Source organism: Streptomyces sp. NPDC024632 (assembly GCF_055559175.1).
The window spans coordinates 151,419-169,778 of record NZ_JBVHLD010000015.1; the positions used below are offsets into that span (position 1 = coordinate 151,419).

The following is an 18,360-nucleotide window of genomic DNA, read 5'->3' on the forward strand; positions in this document are numbered from 1 at the left end:
CCGTGGACCACACACCTCACCGCCTCGCCGAGCGGCTGGAATGGGATCTCGGCGATCCGAGGGAGCCGGGCACGCTCTTCAGCCATGCCCGCAGCCTGGAGCTTGACGAGCGCGAGGAGTTCCCCGCCGCGCTCTGCGACCTGCTGGACGGGCTCGGCCTGCACGAGTTCTACGTCCCCGCCGCCCACGGCGGCCGGCTGACGGACTACGAGCAGTTGGTGCAGCTCATGCGGACGGTGGCGCGCCGCGACCTGACGGTGGCGATCGCGCACGGCAAGACGTATCTGGGCGCGGTGTGCGTCTGGGTGAACGGCTCGGCGGAGCAGTCCCGTCGGCTCGGTGCGGCCATCGCCTCCCGGCTGCCGGTCGCTCTCGCGCTGACCGAGCGCGCCCACGGCAGTGACCTGCTGGCGGGCGAGGTCGTCGCGGAGCCGTCCACCGGGACACCGGCCGCCGGTACCGCATCCACCGGGACACCGGCCGCCGTTACCGCGCCCACCGGTTCGCCCACCGGGACGCCTGCCGCGGACTATCTGCTCAGCGGCGAGAAGTGGCTGATCAACAACGCCACGCGCGGCGCCCTGCTGTCCGTGCTCTGCCGTACCGATCCGGCGGGCGGCCCCCGTGGCTACTCCGTCCTGCTGGTGGACAAGCGCGACATGCCCGCCGACGCCTACCGGCACCTGGACAAGGTGCGTACGCACGGCATCCGCGGCGCGGACATCTCCGGGATCGCCTTCGACCGGGCCCGGGTCCCCGCCGACGCGGTTGTCGGCGAGGTGGGGGGCGGCCTGGAGACGGTGCTCAAGGCGCTTCAGTTGACGCGCACCATGTGCGCGGCGCTCTCCCTGGGCGCCGCCGACCACGCGCTCGCGCTCGGTCTCGACTTCGCCGCCGAACGCGGCCTGTACGGCCGGTCGTTGATCGAACTGCCGCAGGCGCGCAGGACCCTGGCGGAGAGCGCCGCCGACGTGCTGGCCGACGAGGCGCTGACGCTGGTCGTGGCCCGCGCGGTGCAGACCCTCCCGGCGGAGCTCTCGGTCGTCTCGGCGGTCACCAAGTACCTGGTGCCGACCCGTACCGAGGCGGTCGTCACCGCGCTGACCCGGCTGCTCGGCGCCCGCGCCTTCCTCAAGGACGTCTACGCGGGCGGCCGGTTCCAGAAGGTGGACAGGGACCACCGGATCGTCGGCCTCTTCGACGGCAACACCCTGGTCAACCTCAACTCGCTGATCAGTCAGTTCCGTTTGCTGGTGCGGGCCCACGAGCGCGGTACCGGGGACGTGCCGGGAGCGGTCACCGCTTTCCGCCTGTCCGCGCCGCTGCCCGCCGTCGCCGTCGACCGGCTCTCGCTGATCGCCCGCCACGGCAGCGGTGTCCTGGCCGCGCTGCCCGACTGCGTCGAGGAGTTGCGCGGCCTCGCCGCGCGCGATCGCGCGGTCGAGCCCGCCCTGCGCGCCGCGCGGCGGCTGCTGACCGTCGTGGACGAGGTGCACGCGGAGATGGCCGGGTTCCAGGACGCGCAGACCGAGACGCCGCCGGCGGCCTTCGAGGCCGCCCGCCGCTTCGCGCTGTGCTTCGCCGCGGCGGCCTGCGTCGGCCTGTGGACCCACAGCCACGTCGAGGCGGAGACGGGCGCGACGGCGCCCCTGTGGCGGGACGCCCTGTGGCTGCGGGCCGCCCTCGCCCGGCTGCTCACCGCGCTCGGCGTGCCCGACGCGGCGGACCCCGAGGCGCTGGACGACGTGCTCGACGCCGCGGGCGCCCTGCACGCGCAGGGACGGCTGGTCTCGCTGCTGCCGCTGTCGCTGCGCCCGGACGGCCCCGCGCGGGAGGCCGACCGGACCGCCGCGACCGGCCACGCGCCGACACCGGCGCCCCCTTCGGCGGCGGCAGTGGGGAGCGCGACATGACGGACGGTCAGGAAGCGCGCGTGGCGGCCCGGGTCGCCGAACTCAACGCCGCCTTCGGCGATCCCGCCGACCCGGCCAACCCGGTCGGCAACGCACGGTTGTTGGAGGCCGACGAGGCCGGTGAGCTGTCCGCGGACGGCGAGAAGCTGCTGGACGCATTCGGCCTCAACGCCGAGTTCGTGCCCACGGCGCTCGGCGGCCGGCTGGAGCGGATCGACTCGCTGGCACGCGTCCTGCGCGAGGTGTTCCGGCGGGACGTGGCACTCGGACTCGGCTACGGCGTCACGTCGTTCATGGCCGCGGTCAACGTGTGGACCGCGGGCGACGCACGGCAGCAGGCCCGGCTGGCGGAGATCCTGCTGGGCGGCGGCCGGGTCTCCGTGGCGTACCACGAACTCGCGCACGGCAACGACTTCCTGCGCAACGAGTTCGAGGCGCGGGTGCGGCCCGACGGCTCGTTCGTCCTGCACGGCGCCAAGCAGGTCATCAACAACGCCGAACGGGCCCAGGCATGGCTGCTGTTCAGCCGCACCGACCCGGCGCCGGGGCCGCGCAGCCACTCGGTGCTGATGGTCGAGCGCGCCGAGGTGGCGCCCGAGCGGCTGACCGTACTGCCCCGCTACGGCACCGTCGGCGTACGCGGCTGCCTGCTGTCCGGCCTGGACTTCGACCGGGCACCGGTCCCGGAGCACGCGCTCGTCGGGCAGTTGGGGCACGGCGCCGACGTGGCCCTGCGCTCCTTCCAGCTCACCCGCGGCGCGCTGCCGGGAATGGCGCTGGGCGCGGCGGACACGGCGCTGCGCACGGTGGTGTCCTTCGCGCGGGAACGGCACCTCTACAAGCGGACGGTGGCCGAGATACCGCAGGCGCGGGCCACGCTCGGCGGCGCGTTCCTGGACCTGCTCATCAGCGACTGCCTCTGCCTGGTCGGAACCCGCGCCGTGCACCTCCTGCCGGACGAGGCGAGTGTCTACGCCTCGGCGGTGAAGTATCTGGTGCCGACGCTGCTGGGCGAGGCCGTCCACGGTCTCTCGGTCGTGCTGGGCGCCCGGTTCTACCTGCGCGACGGGGAGTTCGGCGTCTTCCAGAAGCACCTGAGGGACCTGCCGGTGCTCAGCCTGGGCCACGCGGGCGCGGCGGCGTGCCAGGCGACGATCATCCCGCAGTTGCCGCGGCTGGCCCGGCGTTCCTGGTTCAGGACGGAACCTGCCCCCGACGCCCTGTTCGACCCGCGCGCCGATCTGCCGGGGATTCCGTTCGACCGACTCGCCCTGACCGGCGACCGGGACGGCCTGAGCGCGTCGCTGGTCGCCGCCGCGGACACGGCGCCGGACGGCACCCCGCACGAGGCGGCCGTGCGCGCGCTGGCGCTGCACCTCACCGACGAACTGCGCCTGATCCAGGCGGAGAGCCTCGCGCTTGCGCCGCTGGACCGTACGGCGCTGGCCTCGCCCGCGAGTTTCGCGCTGTCGGACCGCTACGCGGTGGTGCTGGCGGGTGCCGCGGTGCTCGGCGTGTGGCGCCGGGCACGGGCGCGGGGCGGGGATTCCTTCCTCGCCGACCCGGCGTGGGCCGCCGCGGCCCTGGACCGCCTCGTCCGGCGACTGGGCCGCCGTCCCGCCGGGCTGCCCCCCGACTGCGCCGGGCGGGTGTGGGAGGAGTTGCTGCGCCGCCACACCGAGCGCCGCGGTTTCGATCTCTACGACACCGCCCTGGCCGGTTGACGGCGCCCGCCGCCCCGTACCAAGAACCCCTACTCGGATCTGGAGGAACCCGTGACCGACACGACTACCGGCAGTTCGGCGCCCCGCCCCGACAGCACACCGCGGCCGCACACGGCCGAGTCGCTGGCCGGGTGGCTGGTCGGCCACGTCGCCGCCTACACCCGGCTGTCCGCCGACGAGATCGATCCGACGGCGCCGCTGACCGACTACGGCCTCGACTCCGTGGCGGCGCTCAGCCTCTGCGGTGACATCGAGGACGAGTTCGACCTGGTCGTCGAGCCCACGGTGGCGTGGGACCACAGGACCGTGGACGCGCTCGTGGCGTACCTGCTCGACGCGCTCGGGCCGCGGTCGGAACCGGCCTGACGGAACACACCGGCCGCCGCCCACGCGAACCCGGCGGTCGACCTTCCGCCCGGCCCCGGCGGCCGTCCGCCCGCACCAGCCGGCGTCCGCCCGCACACCAGCCGTCATCCGCTCGAACCCCCGCCTTCCGACCGCCGGACGCTCCGGCCCGGAGGGTCCCCCCTCCCCCGCAGATGCCGACCGAACCAAAGGAAAACGAGAATGCACCTCAGCCCCAGCCCGTCGTGGCCGCAGATCGTGCTCGCGGTACTGCTGGCCTCCGATGTCCTGATGTCGCTGCGCCCGCCGAAGTTCATCCAGGTCTGCCTCGACGGCGTCAACCTGCCGCGGGACTGGTGGTGGGTGCTGATCGTCGTCAAGACCCTCGCCATCGTGGGCCTGTTGGTGGGCATCAAGCACGACGGCATCGGCTTCGCCGCGAACGTCGGCGTGATCGTCTACTTCCTGTGCGCGTCGTTCGCGCACATCCGGGCGCGCTTCCTGAAGCAGGAGTTCTGGGTCAACTGCCTCGGGTTCCTGGCCATCGCCGTCGCCGCCTTCATCGTCTCGTTCGCGGTCTGAGGAGGCGTCGGATGAAGAAGCCGCCGAAGAACCTGGGGCTGCTGTTCGACTGGCACGTCGAGCAGTCCCGCACCACCGAGCTGATCCTGGACCGGCCGTTCGACATCGCCCCCGACGGCGGCGCGGACTACGACGCCGCCGCGCTGGCCGAACTGGTGCGGGAGGCGTCGGCCTGGCTGTACGAGGCCGGCGCGCGCAAGGGCGACCGGATCGCCGTCGTCAAGCGCAATCACTTCGACATGATCCTGCTGGCCGCCGCGGCCGCGCGGATCGGCGCCACCGCGGCGACGATCTCGGGGGCCAACTACCCCGAGCACCTGGCGGTGATGCTCAAGCGGCTCGACCCCTCGGTCACCGTGATCGCCTCGTACGTACTGGAGGCGGCCGACCGCGTCGGGGTGGACCTGCGGTCGTTCGGCACCACCGTCCTGATCGACGGCGCCGACGCGGGAGCCGGTCTGCTCACGATCGACGGGCTGCGGGGCAGCGCCGCCCCGGCCCTCGATCTACGGGCCGACAGCGAGCCGATGATGATCACGCACACCTCGGGCACCACGAACACGCCGAAGCTCGTCGCGCACACCGCGAACTCCTGCCGGGCCGGCACCCGCCTGGAGCTGCTGCCGATGCCGCTCGCCGTCAACGGCCAGAAGGACATCGCGCTCAGCTCCATATCGTTCGCGCACTCGCGCGCCTACGCCTGGGCCATGGCGCAGCTCCGGTGGGCGCCGAAGGCGCTGGTCATCGCCAGCAGCCACGAGGCCGACGACGTCGAGCGGGTGCTCGACCGGGCCCGGCCGACGACGATCGAGGCCACCCCGAACGTCTTCCAGCGCTGGGTGCCGCTGGTACGGCGCAGGCCGGAGCTGTTCGCGCGGGTCCGCTACTACATGAACACCTTCGACCTGATGCACCCCTCCATCGCCCGGCCGTTCGTGAACGCCTCCGAGCGCCGGTTCGTGCTGTGGGGGCACAGTTGGGGCCAGAGCGAGGTCGGCCCGATGGCCGGCTTCGGCTACACCCGCGGTCAGATCAACCGCCGTGCGGCCTCCGGCGGGAACATGAACATGATGGGCAACCCCTGGCCGGGGCTGGTGAGCGTCAAGGCCGCGGACCCCGAGACCGGCGAGCCGGTCAAGCGCGGCGAGGTCGGCGTGTTGTTCGCCAAGGCCAAGTCGATCTGCGTCGACTACGTCGGCGAGTCCGACCGTTACGCGGAGAAGTGGAAGGGCGCCTGGTGGAACACCGGTGACGTCGGCCACCGGGACGCCCTCGGCCGGATCCACTTCGTGGACCGCGCGGTGGACGCCATTCCGGGCGGGAGCGCCACGGAGCTGGAGAGCGAGCTGCTGGACCGGATCGACAACGCCGTCGAGGTGATCGTCCTGACCCGCGGCGACCAGAGTCCCGTCCCCGTCGTCAGCCTCGACGGACCGGACCTCACCGCCGAGGAGTGGGCCGAGGTGACGCGCGGTCTGGCACCGCTCGCGGCCCCGGTGTTCATCCCCTGGGACCGCCTTCCGCGGACGTCCACGTGGAAGGTGCGCCGCAAGGAACTGCGCTCGATGGTGTTCGAGGAAAGCGCCGACGACACCGTATTGGAGGAGCGATTCACGTGACAGCGACGCGCGATCCGTACGGCACCGCCCTGGAGTCGGTGCTGCGGACCGTCCCGTACAACAGCGGGACGGAATACCTGCACTGGTACCACAAGAGCGCGCCCGATCCGCGGCACGGGCTGGCGTGCATCTACCAGACGCTCTACGTGGCGGAGCGCGCGACGGCGCTCGGCGCGCCCGAGGCGAAGATCCTCCAGGATCTCCGGCACATAGCGGCGGTCTTCGAGACCGGCGGCGACGTCGTGGTGCTCGACCCGTACCTCCTGCACCTGACGCCGATCCGGTTCCCCGCGCGGGAGGTCGCGGCCGGGCACTCGTCGGTCGAGGTCGACGCCGCGCCGGTCAGGCTGGACGCCCGGGGCGGGCGGCACCCCGGCCGGCTCGCGGCGGTGTACCGGTCCTCCGACCACGGCTACCGGATCCGGCTGAGCTACTCCAAGTACAGCGTGGAAAAGGACACGTACATCCTGAGCAGGCACTTCACGCTGCGCTCGGAGAACGAGTTCGTGTACGCCGACTTCTCGTCCGACATGCTGGGACTGCTCACCCACCCCGAGCAGAACAGCGTGTCGATCCGGGCGCTGGTGGCCGGGGCGGAGGTGACCGCCGAGGCGATCATCCCGCTCAAGGGCTTCGCCGACCGCGAGTTCTCGGCCGCCGACATCTGGCTGCGGTCCGGCCAGGGCGTGGCGTCCCGCAACGGCGACGGCGCGCACGCCTCGGCGGTCTGGGCGGACCTGGAGCGCAGTACGGGCCTGGGGCGCGCGGACATCGAGGAGCATCTGGTGTCGGCCGCGCAGGTGTATCAGAAGATCGCCGATCACCGGACGGACCTGCCGGGCTACTCCTTGCAGGACGCATGACGAATCGGGAGCGCATGGAGCTTCGGCGCGTTTTCATCGCCGGCACGATCCAGGGGGCCAACGCCGATCTGCGGATCGACGACCAGGGCTATCGCGAGCAGATCGCGGCTCTGGTGCGGGCGCGTTTCCCCGAGGCGGAGTGCTTCGACCCGAGCACCGGGGTCACCCGTCAGCTCGCCGACCCGACGACGATGTCGGTGATCGGCAAGCTGATCGGCGACGTTCCCCCGGTGCTCGACCTCGGGTCGCTGCCCGCGGAACTGGCCGCGCTGCGGGCCACGTTCAACGAGATGACCCGGGAGGCGGCCGACTGCGACCTGTGCATCGCCTTCCTGCCGGGCCGCACGCTCAGCATGGGCACCGCCATGGAGATGCAGGCCGCGTTCTCGGCCGGTGTGCCGGTCGTGGCGGTGACCTCGCTGGTCGACAACCTCGCGGTGATGTCGGTGTCGTCGTGGGTCGCGCGTGACCTGGACGCGCTCGCGGGACTCCTGGACGGACTGCGGGACATGAGCGTGCCGCTACCGGAGCGGGGTCACGGTGCGGACCGCGCCCTCGCCGGGGACGCCGCTCGCTGAGCCGCGCGGTGCGCTCCCGCACGCGGGACGCGGCTCACGCCCGGCGCGCCACGCGGTAGCGCAGGTAGAGCACGCTGGAGCTGAACGCGCGGGTCTCGACGAGGTCGAGGTCCACCCGGTGCTCGTCCCGGGGGAAGAACGGGACGCCGCCGCCGACGAGTACCGGGTAGACGCGTGCCCGGTACTCGTCGATCAGGCCCGCGGCGGCGGCCTGGGCGGCGAGCGTCGCGCCGCCGATCGCGATGTCGCCGTCCCCCGGCTCGGCCCGCAGCCGCTCGATCTCCCCGGCCAGGTCGCCGGAGGCCAGCCGGGCGTGACCCTCCACCTCCGACAGCGTGGTGGAGAACACCACCTTGGGCAGCGGCTTCCAGAGCGCGGCCCATTCGAGTTGGGCGGCGTCCATCGGCGGATCGTGGTCGGCGGTCTCCCAGTACAGCATCGTCTCGTACAGCCGCCGCCCCAGCAGATGGACGTCGATCTGCCGGATCTCGTCGATCCAGGAGCGAAAGACGTCGGGGTCCGGCTCCGTCCAGTTGAAGTCGCCGTCCGGCCCGACGATGTAACCGTCGAGTGAGACGTTCATCGAATAGGTCACCTTGCGCATGAGAAGTCCTCCTCCATGGCGAATGCGAAAGTCACGACCCGATATTTCGACATACCCCACGCAATTGCCGAAGAATCTCGCATCGTTGATCGGCTCGTATCCAGGCTGGTATACCTGCACGCATGTCACGCACAGCGCATTCCATGACGCCGCGCGCGCTTTTCCTCGCGCTGGTCAGCTTAGCGTCGACCCTGGCCCTCTCCGCCCCCGCGGCGGTCGCGGACGACGTGAAGGCACCGCCCGGATTCGTCGCCCTCGGTTCGGTCGACCGCTCGATCATCCAGGAAATGCGTTACGCCACTGCGCACGACTTCGTCGGAGCGCCGGTGGACGGTTACGTCCAGCCGATGTGCGTCCTCACCCGCCCGGCGGCACTGGCACTCCACAAGGTGCAGCGCGCACTGCTGAAGACCGGGTATTCGCTGAAGGTCTACGACTGCTACCGCCCCCAGCGCGCCGTCGACCACTTCGTCCGCTGGGCGGAGGATCTGAACGACCAGAAGATGAAAGGCGAGTTCTACCCGGACGAGAACAAGGCGGATCTGTTCACCGACGGCTACATCGCGGCGAAGTCCGGCCACAGCCGGGGCAGCACGATGGACCTCACCATCGTCAGACTTCCGGCCGCCAAGACCCGCGCCTACGTCCCCGGCGAGCCGCTGACCCCGTGCTACGGCGCCCGCGCCGACCGCTTTCCCGACAACTCGATCGACATGGGGACCGGCTTCGACTGCTTCGACACCCTCGCGAACACGCTGGACCCGCGGATCACCGGCGTCCAACGGGCCAACCGGCTGACCCTCAAGAACGCGATGGAAGCCGCCGGTTTCACCAACCTGCCGGTCGAGTGGTGGCACTACACCCTCGACCACGAGCCCTACCCGGACACCTACTTCGACTTCCCCGTCGCGCGGTCGTCGCTGAACTGACCCCGGAGCCGGGGCCCGGCCGCCGCCCCTTGAGGGCTCGGCGGCGGGCCGTTCCGGCGGGCGACGGACGACGGGCATCAGGTGTCAGGCATCGGGCGTCAGGCGTCAGGCGTCAGGCGAGGGAGCCGGAGGCGCGGCCGGGCGGCGGGCCGCCCGGGTCTCCGCCCTCGGAGGCGGCGGACGCCGCCGTGTCGTCGCTGTCCTGCGGCAGGGCGGCGCGCTTGGGCAGGAACACCAGGGCCAGGACGGCCGCGACGACGACGATGACGCCGCAGGCCAGCAGCACGGTGTGCATCGCGACGACGAACGCGTCGCGGACGGCGTCGAGAACGGCCTGGCTCTTGAGCTTGGCCGCCACGGCGACGCCCGCCGCGGGGCTGCGACCGGCGGCGTCCTGGATCTGCTGGGGCGACTTCCCGAGGTCCAGGTGGCCGCGGTACGTGGAGTTGGCCGCGGAGCCGAGCACGGCCACGCCGATCGCACCGCCGACCTGCCGTACCGCCTGGGTGAACGCCGACCCGACGCCGCTGCGTTCCTTGGACAGCGAGTTGAGGGCCGCCGCCATCGTCCGGGTCAGGGACATGCCGAGTCCGGCGCCGATGATCGTGAGCCAGATGGCGATGAACCCGTAGCCCGAGGTGGTCGAGGTGGCCATGCCGATGAACAGGCCGACGCCCATCAGCACGAACCCGAGCGCCGGTACGGCGCGCGGACCGAGCTGCGCGGGGAGCTTGTTGACGACGCTGGCGCCGACCAGCAGGCCGCCGATCAGCGGCAGCAGCCGCAGGCCGGTGCCGAGCGCGTCGGTCCCGAGCACCGCCTGGTAGTACTGCGGGAGGGCGAAGATCAGGCCGAACATCGCGAAGCTGACGACGGTGGCGAGGACCGAGCCCCACACGAAGCCGCGGCTGCGGAACAGTTCGAGATCCACCAGCGGGCTGCCGCCCGCGGCGGTGACCCGGCGCTCCCAGAAGGTGAACAGCACCAGGGCCAGCGCGCCGCCGACGATCGCCAGCACCACCACGGTGTCGCCCCAGCCGCGTACACCGGCCTCGATCGTGCCGTACGTGATGGCGGTCAGGCCAAGGCTGGAGATGAGGACGCCGACGTAGTCGATGCCGATGCCCGCGCTGCCGCGGGACTCGGGGACCAGCTTCGCGACCGCGAAGCTGCCGAGCGCCACGAGCGGCACGTTGACCAGGAAGACCGAGCCCCACCAGAAGTGGTTGAGCAGCGCGCCGCCGACGATCGGGCCGAGCGGCAGGCCGAGCATGGTGGAGATCGCCACGACCGTGATGGCCTTGGTGCGCTCCTCCTCGCTCTCGAAGATGTTGAGCAGCACCGATGTGCTCAGCGGCACGAGGAAGGCGCCCGCCAGGCCCAACAGCGCGCGGGAGGCGATCAGTTCGGTCGCCGTGTTGGAGTAGGCGCAGGCGAGCGAGGCCACGCCGAACAGGATCAGCGAGGCGAGCAGGAATTTCTTGCGGCCGTATTTGTCGCCCATCAGGCCCGCGGGCAGCAGGACCGCGGCCAGGACCAGCGTGAAACTGTCGACGATCCACTGGAGTTGGCTGGTCGAGGCGCCGAGGTCACTGCTGATCGTGGGGACGGCGACGTTGAGGATGGTCGAGTCGACGCCGACGGCCAGCAGGCTTAACCCGATCGCCCCGAGTGCCCACCATTTCCTGGTCTCCGTGCTGCTCATTCCGCCGCTCCTAGGTCTCGGGGAGATCGGCCGGGCCGCCGGTGTTCACCGCGTCCCAGCGCTTCCACATGGGGTCGGCCTCGGAGTCGAGCCAGGCGAACAGCCGGTGGGCCGCCCGCACGCGCCCGGCCCGTTCCGAGTCCTCCGGGAACAGCGCCAGCCCCTCGCCGGTGATGTCCACGAAGGACGTCAGACTCTCCAGCCGTCGTTTGAGCACGCCCGACCACGCGTCCTCGGTGATCTGGTAGTAGGTCGAGCGCTGACCGGCCCGGGTGACGGCCTGCACCATCCGCGCCTCGGTCAGCAGTTTCAGCGTGGTGGTCAGGGACGCCCGGCTGGCCTGGACCGCCTGCGCGATCTGCGCGGGGGTCTGGGCCGGCGGCTCGCTGACCATGAGCCAGGCCACCGTCCGCCCCATGATCGGCGGCCACCCGGCCTGGCTCATGAACCAGGACGTGACGCGTTCCATCCACGCCTCGACGTCCGGACCCGGCCTCGACTCCCCGCCCTGGCCGAGGGGTTGGGGTGTGGGGTCAGGACCCGGACCGGTCATGTCTGCCATCGTACGGAACCTTCTCGTTGTTGCTGTACCCGCTACTCGTTTCAGTCATCAATGTAACGTCAAGATACGGCTTCCGCACGGTCGTCGGCGGTCACGGCGCGCCACTCGGCGGCGGTCAGGGTGGGTTCCGCGGGCGCGACCGTGCCGACGACGGCGGCGAGCGCGGCCTGGACGTCCGGTGCGCCGAGCGCGTCGGCCTCGCCCGACAGCGTGTTGACCAGCAGCGCGGCGGAGCAGACGACGGGGTCGAGCAGCGCCGCCTCGCCGATCGTGTCGGCCTGGCGGCGGCGTTCGGCGGCGTAGCGGGTCAGCCGCGGGTCCTCGGACCTGGTCTGCACGTCGGGGTAGCAGACGTCCTGCGACGTGGCGAGGATCCAGGGCGTGTCGACGACCGCGCCGACCGCGCGCTGCACGGCCTGCGCCGCGCCGGGGACCAGGCCGCCGCACTCGGACAGCGTCCGGTCGAGGGCGGCGGCGGCCAGCGCGGCGCTGCTCATGCCGTGTCCGTAGACCGGGTTGAAGGCGGCGACGGCGTCGCCGACGACCGCGAGCCCGTCGGGCCAGCGCACCAGGCGCTCGTAGAAGAGCCGACGGTTGGCCGTCGAGCGGGATGCCTGCACGGGGGTCAACGGCTCGGCGTGGCGCAGCAGTTGCGAGATCAGCGGGTGGCGCAGGGAGTCCAGGTAGTCGCGGAATCCGTCCTCGTCGCCGGGCGGTTCTGCGCCGCGGGTCCCGGAGAGGGTGACCATCCAGCGTCCCCGCTCGATCGGCAGCAGGATGCCGTTGCGGCCCGGCACCCCGGCGCGGTGGTCGGCGTAGACGCTGACGAGCGGGAAAGGACCGCGGGCGCCCTCGGGTGCGGCGAAGATCCGGGTGGCGTAGGCCATGCCCGAGTCGATGACGTCCTCCTGGACGGGCGGCAGGCCCAGCACGCCGAGCCAGCGCTTCATCGGGGAGCCGCGGCCGGTGGCGTCCACGACGATGTCCGCCTCGACGACCGACATCCCGCCGCCCGTACGCGGCTTGTAGGTGACGCCGGTGATCCGGTCGGCGTCGCCGCGCAGGCCGATGATGTCGGTGTCGGCGAGCACGGTGATCCGCTTGTCGCGCAGCGCCTGGTCCCGCACGGTCCAGTCGAGCAGCGGCCGGCTGGCCGCGATCATGAACTGCGTCTCGGGCATGCGCTGTTGCCAGCCGTAGGCGGTGAGCGAGACCAGGTCCTCGGGCAGCCGGATCCGGTGGGCGCCGTCGGCGAGCAGCCGGTCGACGGTGCCGGGCAGCAGCGATTCCATGAGCCGCGCGCCGCCGGACCACAGGACGTGCGTGTGCTTGGCCTGCGGGACTCCGCGGCGCGGGTCGGGCCCCTCGGGCAGCCGGTCCCGGTCGAGGACCGTGACGGTGTCGACGTGGCGCAGCAGCGCGACGGCCGCCAGCATTCCGGCCATGCCCGCGCCGAGCACGACGGCGCGGCCTCCGGCGACGGGTCCGGTGGGTCCCGTGGATGTTCCGACCATGGTGTCCTCTCACGTTCCTTTCCTGATGGATGCCCTGGGGTGCGCCTCGGGGCGGGGGCCTCGGCCGGGACTCATGCCGGGGCTTCGGCCTCGGCCGGTCGTCGCGCGTACGGGCGGCGACCGGGGTCCGTAGCCGGGCCCGGCGGCGGGTCCTGGGCGGCCCGGCGTCTCCCGGCAGACGGCCGGCTCATGACGCGGGGACCCGGCCGAGGCAGGCGGCGACGGCCGTGGCCACGGCGGGCCACTGCTCGGCCAGGTAGAAGTGGCCGCCGGGGAAGCGCCGGAAGGACGTCCCGCCCGTGGTCTCCCGGCGCCATCCCTCGGCGTCCGCACCGCGCGCCCAGGGGTCGTCCTCGCCGAGGAACACGCTGATCGGGCAGCGCAGCGGCACGCCGGGACGGTAGGCGAAGGCGTCCAGCGCGCGGTAGTCGCCGCGCAGCACCGGCAGGACCATGGCGAGGATGCCCGGGTCCGCGAGCAGCGCGCCCTCGGTGCCGCTCAACGCGGTGAGGTCGGCGACGAGTTCGGCGTCGCTGCGGCGGCCGAGGTGCGCGTTGCGGTGCACGGCGGGCGCTCCCCGCCCGGAGGCGATCAGCGCCACGGGGCGGGTCCTGCCGCCCGCCTCCAGGCGGCGGGCCACCTCCCAGCCGACCAGGGCGCCCATGCTGTGTCCGAAGAGCGCCAGCGGAGCGGTGTCGGGCAGGTGCCCGAGCGCGTCGGCGACGGCGTCGGCGAGGCGTCCGATGTCCTCGGTGCAGGGCTCGTTGCGCCGCTCCTGCCGACCGGGGTACTGGGCGGCCAGCACCTCCACGCCGGGCGGCATGTGCGCGCTCAGCGGCTTGAAGAAGGTCGCCGATCCCCCGGCGTGCGGCAGGCAGACGAGCTGCACCGCGCCGGGACCGGGCGCCGCGGGCGTGTAACGGGTGATCCACGGACCGGTCTTCAGGTCCCAGGCGGTCATGGTTTCCTCCTCAGCGCCGCCGGGCCGGTTCGGCGACGGCGGATGGAGCGGTGGGCGTACGGGGGTGGACGCCGGTGGCGGCCAGGTCTCCTGTGGTGCCCGCGCGGGGCCACGGGATGCCGGGTCTGCCGTCGCGCCCGCGCGGGGCCGCCGCGCCGGATCGGGGTCCGGGCGCGGCGTCGGCCGGAGGTCCTTCCGGCCGGCGCCGCGGGCGCGTCAGTCGGGGTCGAGGGCGGACAGCCAGCCGTCCACGGCCGCCGCGGTGGCCGCGGCGTGCTCGGCCTCGATCATCGAGAAGTGGTCTCCCGGCACGTCGACGGTGTCGTGCGGCAGCGCCCAGTCGACCCGCCAGCCCTCGGCCGCACCGCCCTGGTGGCCGCCGATCGGTTCGCTCGCCCGTACTAGCAGCGTGGGCGCGGTGAGGGCGTCGAGGCCGTAGTCGAACCCGGCGTAGCGGGCGCGGGCGGTGAGCCATGCCTCGCCCGCGTCGTCGGCGGAGGTCTCCACGACCTCCCGGCGCTCGCGCAGCGAATTCTGCAAGGTGTCCGTCCAGTCGGCGCCGAGCCCGTGCCCGCCGCCCCAGGTCGGCGTGTCGATGAGTACGAGTCCGGCCGGGGCGTGTCCGTCCGCCGCCAGTCGGGCCGCGGTGACGGCGGCGATGTTGCCGCCGCCGGAGTAGCCGAGGACCGCGAACCGCCGTCCCCCGGCGGCCTGTTGGGCCGCCTGTGCCAGCGCCTCGGTCAACGAGTCTACGGAGCAGGGCAGTTCCTCGCCGGACACGAAGCCGGGCAGGCCCACGACGGTGGTGGCGCGGCGTCCGCCGAGGCCGGCGGCGAACCGCGCGTACTGGTGGAAGTTCTGCCGCCAGATGAAGGTCGGGAAGCAGATCAGCAGCGGCTCGTCCGGGCCGTCGGCGAGTTTCACCGTCCGCAGGGGGCGGGTCAGTTCGGCGGTGGTGGTGAACTGGGCGCGGTAGTCGGCGAACCGGGCGAGCAGGTCGTGCGCCTCCTCGCCCCGGCCGAGTTCCACGGCGCGTTCGAACAGGCCGCTCAGGCCCTCGGCCGAGCGCACGGCGGGCGCCGCCGGGGCGGCGGACCCCGTGGCGGCGTCGCCGAGTTCGCGGTCGAGGTGGGCGGCGAGCGCGTCGACGCTGGCGTGGTCGAAGACCAGGGTGCTGGGCAGCGCGATGCCGGTGACGGCGCTGAGCGTGGTGGACAGTTCGACGGCGGACAGCGAGTCGAAGCCGAGGGTGGACAGTTCGCGGTCCGGGTCGACGTGCTCGCCCGACGGGTGACCGAGCACCCGGGCGACCTGGAGGCGTACCACGCCCAGCAGTTCGGCCGGGCGCTCGTCGGGGCCGAGCCCGGCGAGCCGTTCCCGGAAGGTGCCGGACTCCTGCCGCGCCGCCGGTTCCGCGGCGGGCACTGTGCTGACGGAAGGGGCCGGGAAGGTGGCGGTCCGGCGCGTCGCGCCCGTAGCGCCCGTAGCGCCCGTAGCGCCCGTAGCGCCGAGCCAGTAACCGGCGCCTTGGAACGCGTAGGTGGGCAGGTCGACGACGCGGGCGCCGGTGCCCGCGAACACCGCCTCCCAGTCGGGCCGGACGCCGCGGGTCTGCACCGCGGCGACCGCGGCGAGCAGCGTGCGGGCCTCCGGCCGGTCGCGGCGCAGCGCCGGGACGACGACGGCGCCCGCGGCGGCCTCCCCCAGGCTGTCGCGCGCCATGGAGCTGAGCGCGGAGTCGGGGCCCAGCTCGACGTAGGTGGTCACACCGGCGGCCGCCATCGTCCGCATGCCGTCGAGGAACCGGACGGCCGAACGGATGTGGCGGGCCCAGTAGTCGGGTGAGGTCAGCTCGCCGGGCCCGGCGATCGTGCCGGTGACGTTGGAGAGCACGGGGATCTCCGGTTCGGCGAAGGTCATCGTCGCGGCCAGGTCCCTGAAGGGGTCCAGGATCGGGTCCATCCGCGTGGAGTGGGAGGCGATGCTGATCGCCAGCCGCCGGGTCTTGCGGCCCCGCTCGGCCCAGTGCGCGACGAGTTCGTCCACCGCGGCCTCGTCCCCGGAGACGACCACGGCCCGGGGGCCGTTGACCGCGCCGAGCGACACCTCGTGGTCGCGTCCGGCGAGCATCGGCGCCAGTTCGGCCTCGGACGCCTGGATCGCGGCCATCGCGCCGCCGGGCGGCAGGTCGCCCATCAACCGCCCGCGCGCGGCGACCAGTTCGGCCGCCTCGGGCAGCGACAGCACCCCGGCCAGGTGCGCGGCGGACAGCTCGCCGACCGAGTGGCCGATGAGGTGGCCGGGCCGCACGCCCCACGATTCCAGCAGCCGGTACAGCGCGACCTGGACGGCGAAGGTCACCGGCTGGGTGTACCGGGTCTCGTCCAGCAGGGCCGCGTCCGTCGATCCGGGCGCCGCGAACGCCAGCTGGCGCAAGGGCCGTTCGAGGTGCGGGTCCAGCGCCGCGCAGGCGGCGTCGAAGGCCGCCGCGTACGCCGGGAAGGTGGCGTACAGCTCCTGTCCCGCGCCCGCGCGCTGTGCGCCCTGGCCGGTGAAGAGGAAGGCCGGGCGACCGCTCGCGGACGGCGGCCCGACGGCCGCGTCCGGGTCGGGCACGCCGTCGGCGAGCGCCCGCAGTCCGCGCAGCGCCTCCTCGCGGTCGGCGGCCAGGACCGTGCCGCGGGCGGTGAGTTCCGCGCGGGTGGTGGCGAGGGAGTAGCCGACGTCGGCCACCGCGAGCTCGGGCCGGTCGGCGAGGTGGTCCGCGAGCCGGGCGGCCTGGGCGCGCAGCGCGCGGCTGCCGTCGCCCGAGACGGGCAGCAGGACGGGCACGGCGGGGGCGGCTACGGCGTCAGCACCGGCGGTCCTTTCACCGACGCCCGCTTCTCCGACGGTGCTTTCACCGACTGCCGCAGGAGCGCGTACGCCGGTCGGCGGGGCCGGATCCGCGAGTTCCGCGGGGGCCTGTTCGAAGATCGCGTGCACATTGGTGCCGCTGATGCCGAAGCCGGACACGGCGCCGCGGCGCGGTCGCGGCTGGTGCCCCGACTCGTCGGCGGGCTTGGCCTCGGGCCACGCGATGGTCTCGGTGAGCAGCCGCACCGCACCGGAGTCCCAGTCGACGGCGGGCGTCGGGGCGTCGATGTGCAGGGACTTCGGCATCGCGCCGTTGCTGATCGCCAGCACCATCTTGAGCACCCCGGCGATGCCCGCGGCGGCCCCGGTGTGGCCGAAGTTGGACTTGATGGAACCGAGCCGCAGCGGCTGGTCGGCGGGCCGCTCCTGACCGTACGTGGCCAGCAGCGCGCTGGCCTCGATGGGGTCGCCGAGCGTCGTGCCGGAGCCGTGCGCCTCCACGATGTCGACCTCGTGCGCGGACAGCCCGGCGTTGCGCAGCGCGGCGCGGATCACCTTGGCCTGCGCGCGGCTGCTGGGCGCGGCCAGGCCGTTGCTGGCACCGTCCTGGTTGATCGCGGAGCCGCGGATCACCGCGTGCACCCGGTGGCCGTTGCGGCGCGCGTCCGACAGGCGTTCCACGACGATCGCGCCGGCGCCCTCGGCCCAGGCGAATCCGTCGGCGGCGGCGGCGAACGCCTTGATGCGGCCGTCGGCGGCGAGTCCGCGCTGGTGGGTGAACTCGATGAAGAGGGTGGGGGTGGGCATCACGCTCGCGCCGCCGACCAGGGCCATGGCGCAGTCGCCCGAGCGCAGCGCCTGCGACGCCTGGTGCAGCGCGACCAGCGACGAGGAGCAGGCGGTGTCGATGGAGACCGCGGGCCCCTCCAGGCCCATGACGTACGCGATCCGGCCGGACGCCACGCTGCTGGCGTTGCCGGTGAGCTGGTAGCCCATGATCTGCGGCGGCAGCTCCTCGGCGTCGGTGCCGTAGCCCGCGTAGGAGACGCCGAGGAAGACGCCGGTCGCACTGCCCTTCAGGGAGTGCGGGTCGATCCTGGCGTTCTCGACCGCCGCCCAGGTCACCTCCAGGGCGAGCCGCTGCTGCGGGTCCATGGCCAGCGCCTCGCGCGGCGAGATGCCGAAGAACTCGGCGTCGAAGCGCGGCAGGTCGGTGAGGAAGCCGCCCTGGCGGGCGATCGAGGCGCCGGGGGTGTCGCCGTCGCCGAGCAGCATGCCCAGGTCCCACCCGCGGTCGTCCGGGATGTCGGTCATCATGTCCCGGCCGGACTCCAGCGCCTCCCACAGCTTCTCCGGGGTGTCCGCGCCGCCGGGGAAGCGACAGGCCATCCCGACGACGGCCAGGGGCTCGGTGGCCGCCGACAGCAGCCGCTGGTTCTCCTCGCGCAGCCGTTCCGTCTCGGTGAGGGCCGCGCGCAGCGCCTCGACGATGCGTCCGGTCTCCATGGCCATCAGTGACTCCGTTTCTGCTGGGACTTCCGTGGGGCCCGGCGCCGCTCGCGCCGCGTGTCGTGATCTCCGGTGGGCCGGGGCCCCGGACTCGGC

The 18,360-nt window shown here is 73.1% G+C and carries 13 protein-coding genes and 1 pseudogene; 8 read left to right on the top strand and 6 right to left on the bottom strand.

Annotated elements, in window-relative coordinates:
- Positions 1-2: 2 nt before the first annotated feature.
- The 7 genes from ACZ37P_RS28280 to ACZ37P_RS28310 all read left to right on the top strand — a co-directional run bounded on the left by ACZ37P_RS28280 (position 3) and on the right by ACZ37P_RS28310 (position 7,624).
- Positions 3-1,913 (top strand): acyl-CoA dehydrogenase family protein, encoded by a 1,911-nt coding sequence (locus ACZ37P_RS28280; RefSeq protein WP_467349195.1) that lies wholly within the window; start codon positions 3-5, stop codon positions 1,911-1,913.
- Positions 1,910-3,637, top strand: a complete 1,728-nt coding sequence (locus tag ACZ37P_RS28285) for an acyl-CoA dehydrogenase (RefSeq protein ID WP_467349196.1) — start codon at positions 1,910-1,912, stop codon at positions 3,635-3,637. The genes ACZ37P_RS28280 and ACZ37P_RS28285 overlap by 4 nt, the downstream gene beginning before the upstream one ends.
- 51 nt (positions 3,638-3,688) lie before the next feature.
- Positions 3,689-4,003: an acyl carrier protein gene (locus tag ACZ37P_RS28290; RefSeq protein WP_188280097.1), complete on the top strand. Its 315-nt coding sequence runs from the start codon at positions 3,689-3,691 to the stop codon at positions 4,001-4,003.
- Between the two features lie 201 nt (positions 4,004-4,204).
- On the top strand, positions 4,205-4,564 hold the full coding sequence (locus ACZ37P_RS28295) for a DoxX family protein (protein ID WP_188280096.1): 360 nt from the start codon (positions 4,205-4,207) through the stop codon (positions 4,562-4,564).
- Positions 4,565-4,575: 11 nt separating this feature from the next.
- Positions 4,576-6,183, top strand: a complete 1,608-nt coding sequence (locus ACZ37P_RS28300; RefSeq protein WP_467349199.1) for an AMP-binding protein — start codon at positions 4,576-4,578, stop codon at positions 6,181-6,183.
- A complete protein-coding gene (locus ACZ37P_RS28305; RefSeq protein ID WP_355332693.1) occupies positions 6,180-7,046 on the top strand; it encodes a hypothetical protein in 867 nt (288 codons plus the stop codon). The genes ACZ37P_RS28300 and ACZ37P_RS28305 overlap by 4 nt, the downstream gene beginning before the upstream one ends.
- Positions 7,043-7,624 (top strand): hypothetical protein, encoded by a 582-nt coding sequence (locus ACZ37P_RS28310; RefSeq protein WP_401854992.1) that lies wholly within the window; start codon positions 7,043-7,045, stop codon positions 7,622-7,624. The genes ACZ37P_RS28305 and ACZ37P_RS28310 overlap by 4 nt, the downstream gene beginning before the upstream one ends.
- Positions 7,625-7,658: 34 nt before the next feature.
- On the opposite strand, the gene ACZ37P_RS28315 is transcribed toward ACZ37P_RS28310, so the two are convergent.
- On the bottom strand, positions 7,659-8,228 hold the full coding sequence (locus ACZ37P_RS28315) for a dihydrofolate reductase family protein (protein ID WP_355332699.1): 570 nt from the start codon (positions 8,226-8,228) through the stop codon (positions 7,659-7,661).
- A 122-nt stretch (positions 8,229-8,350) separates the two neighbouring features.
- On the opposite strand from ACZ37P_RS28315, the gene ACZ37P_RS28320 reads away from it, so the two are divergent.
- On the top strand, positions 8,351-9,157 hold the full coding sequence (locus tag ACZ37P_RS28320; protein WP_467349201.1) for a M15 family metallopeptidase: 807 nt from the start codon (positions 8,351-8,353) through the stop codon (positions 9,155-9,157).
- A 112-nt stretch (positions 9,158-9,269) separates the two neighbouring features.
- Here ACZ37P_RS28320 and ACZ37P_RS28325 read toward each other — a convergent pair whose 3' ends face one another.
- The 5 genes and pseudogenes from ACZ37P_RS28325 to ACZ37P_RS28345 form a co-directional block, all read right to left on the bottom strand.
- Positions 9,270-10,862: a DHA2 family efflux MFS transporter permease subunit gene (locus ACZ37P_RS28325; protein ID WP_355332705.1), complete on the bottom strand. Its 1,593-nt coding sequence runs from the start codon at positions 10,860-10,862 to the stop codon at positions 9,270-9,272.
- 10 nt (positions 10,863-10,872) lie between these two features.
- Complete coding sequence (locus tag ACZ37P_RS28330; protein WP_467349203.1) at positions 10,873-11,424, bottom strand: GbsR/MarR family transcriptional regulator; 552 nt, start codon at positions 11,422-11,424, stop codon at positions 10,873-10,875.
- 59 nt (positions 11,425-11,483) lie between these two features.
- Positions 11,484-12,938 carry an FAD-dependent oxidoreductase gene (locus ACZ37P_RS28335; RefSeq protein WP_467349204.1) on the bottom strand — a complete coding sequence of 485 codons (1,455 nt, stop codon included), beginning with the start codon at positions 12,936-12,938 and terminating at the stop codon, positions 11,484-11,486.
- 187 nt (positions 12,939-13,125) lie between these two features.
- On the bottom strand, positions 13,126-13,899 hold the full coding sequence (locus ACZ37P_RS28340) for a thioesterase II family protein (RefSeq protein ID WP_402712432.1): 774 nt from the start codon (positions 13,897-13,899) through the stop codon (positions 13,126-13,128).
- A 216-nt stretch (positions 13,900-14,115) separates the two neighbouring features.
- Positions 14,116-18,249, bottom strand: a pseudogene (locus ACZ37P_RS28345) (type I polyketide synthase); the annotation flags it as partial.
- Between the last annotated feature and the right edge of the window lie 111 nt (positions 18,250-18,360).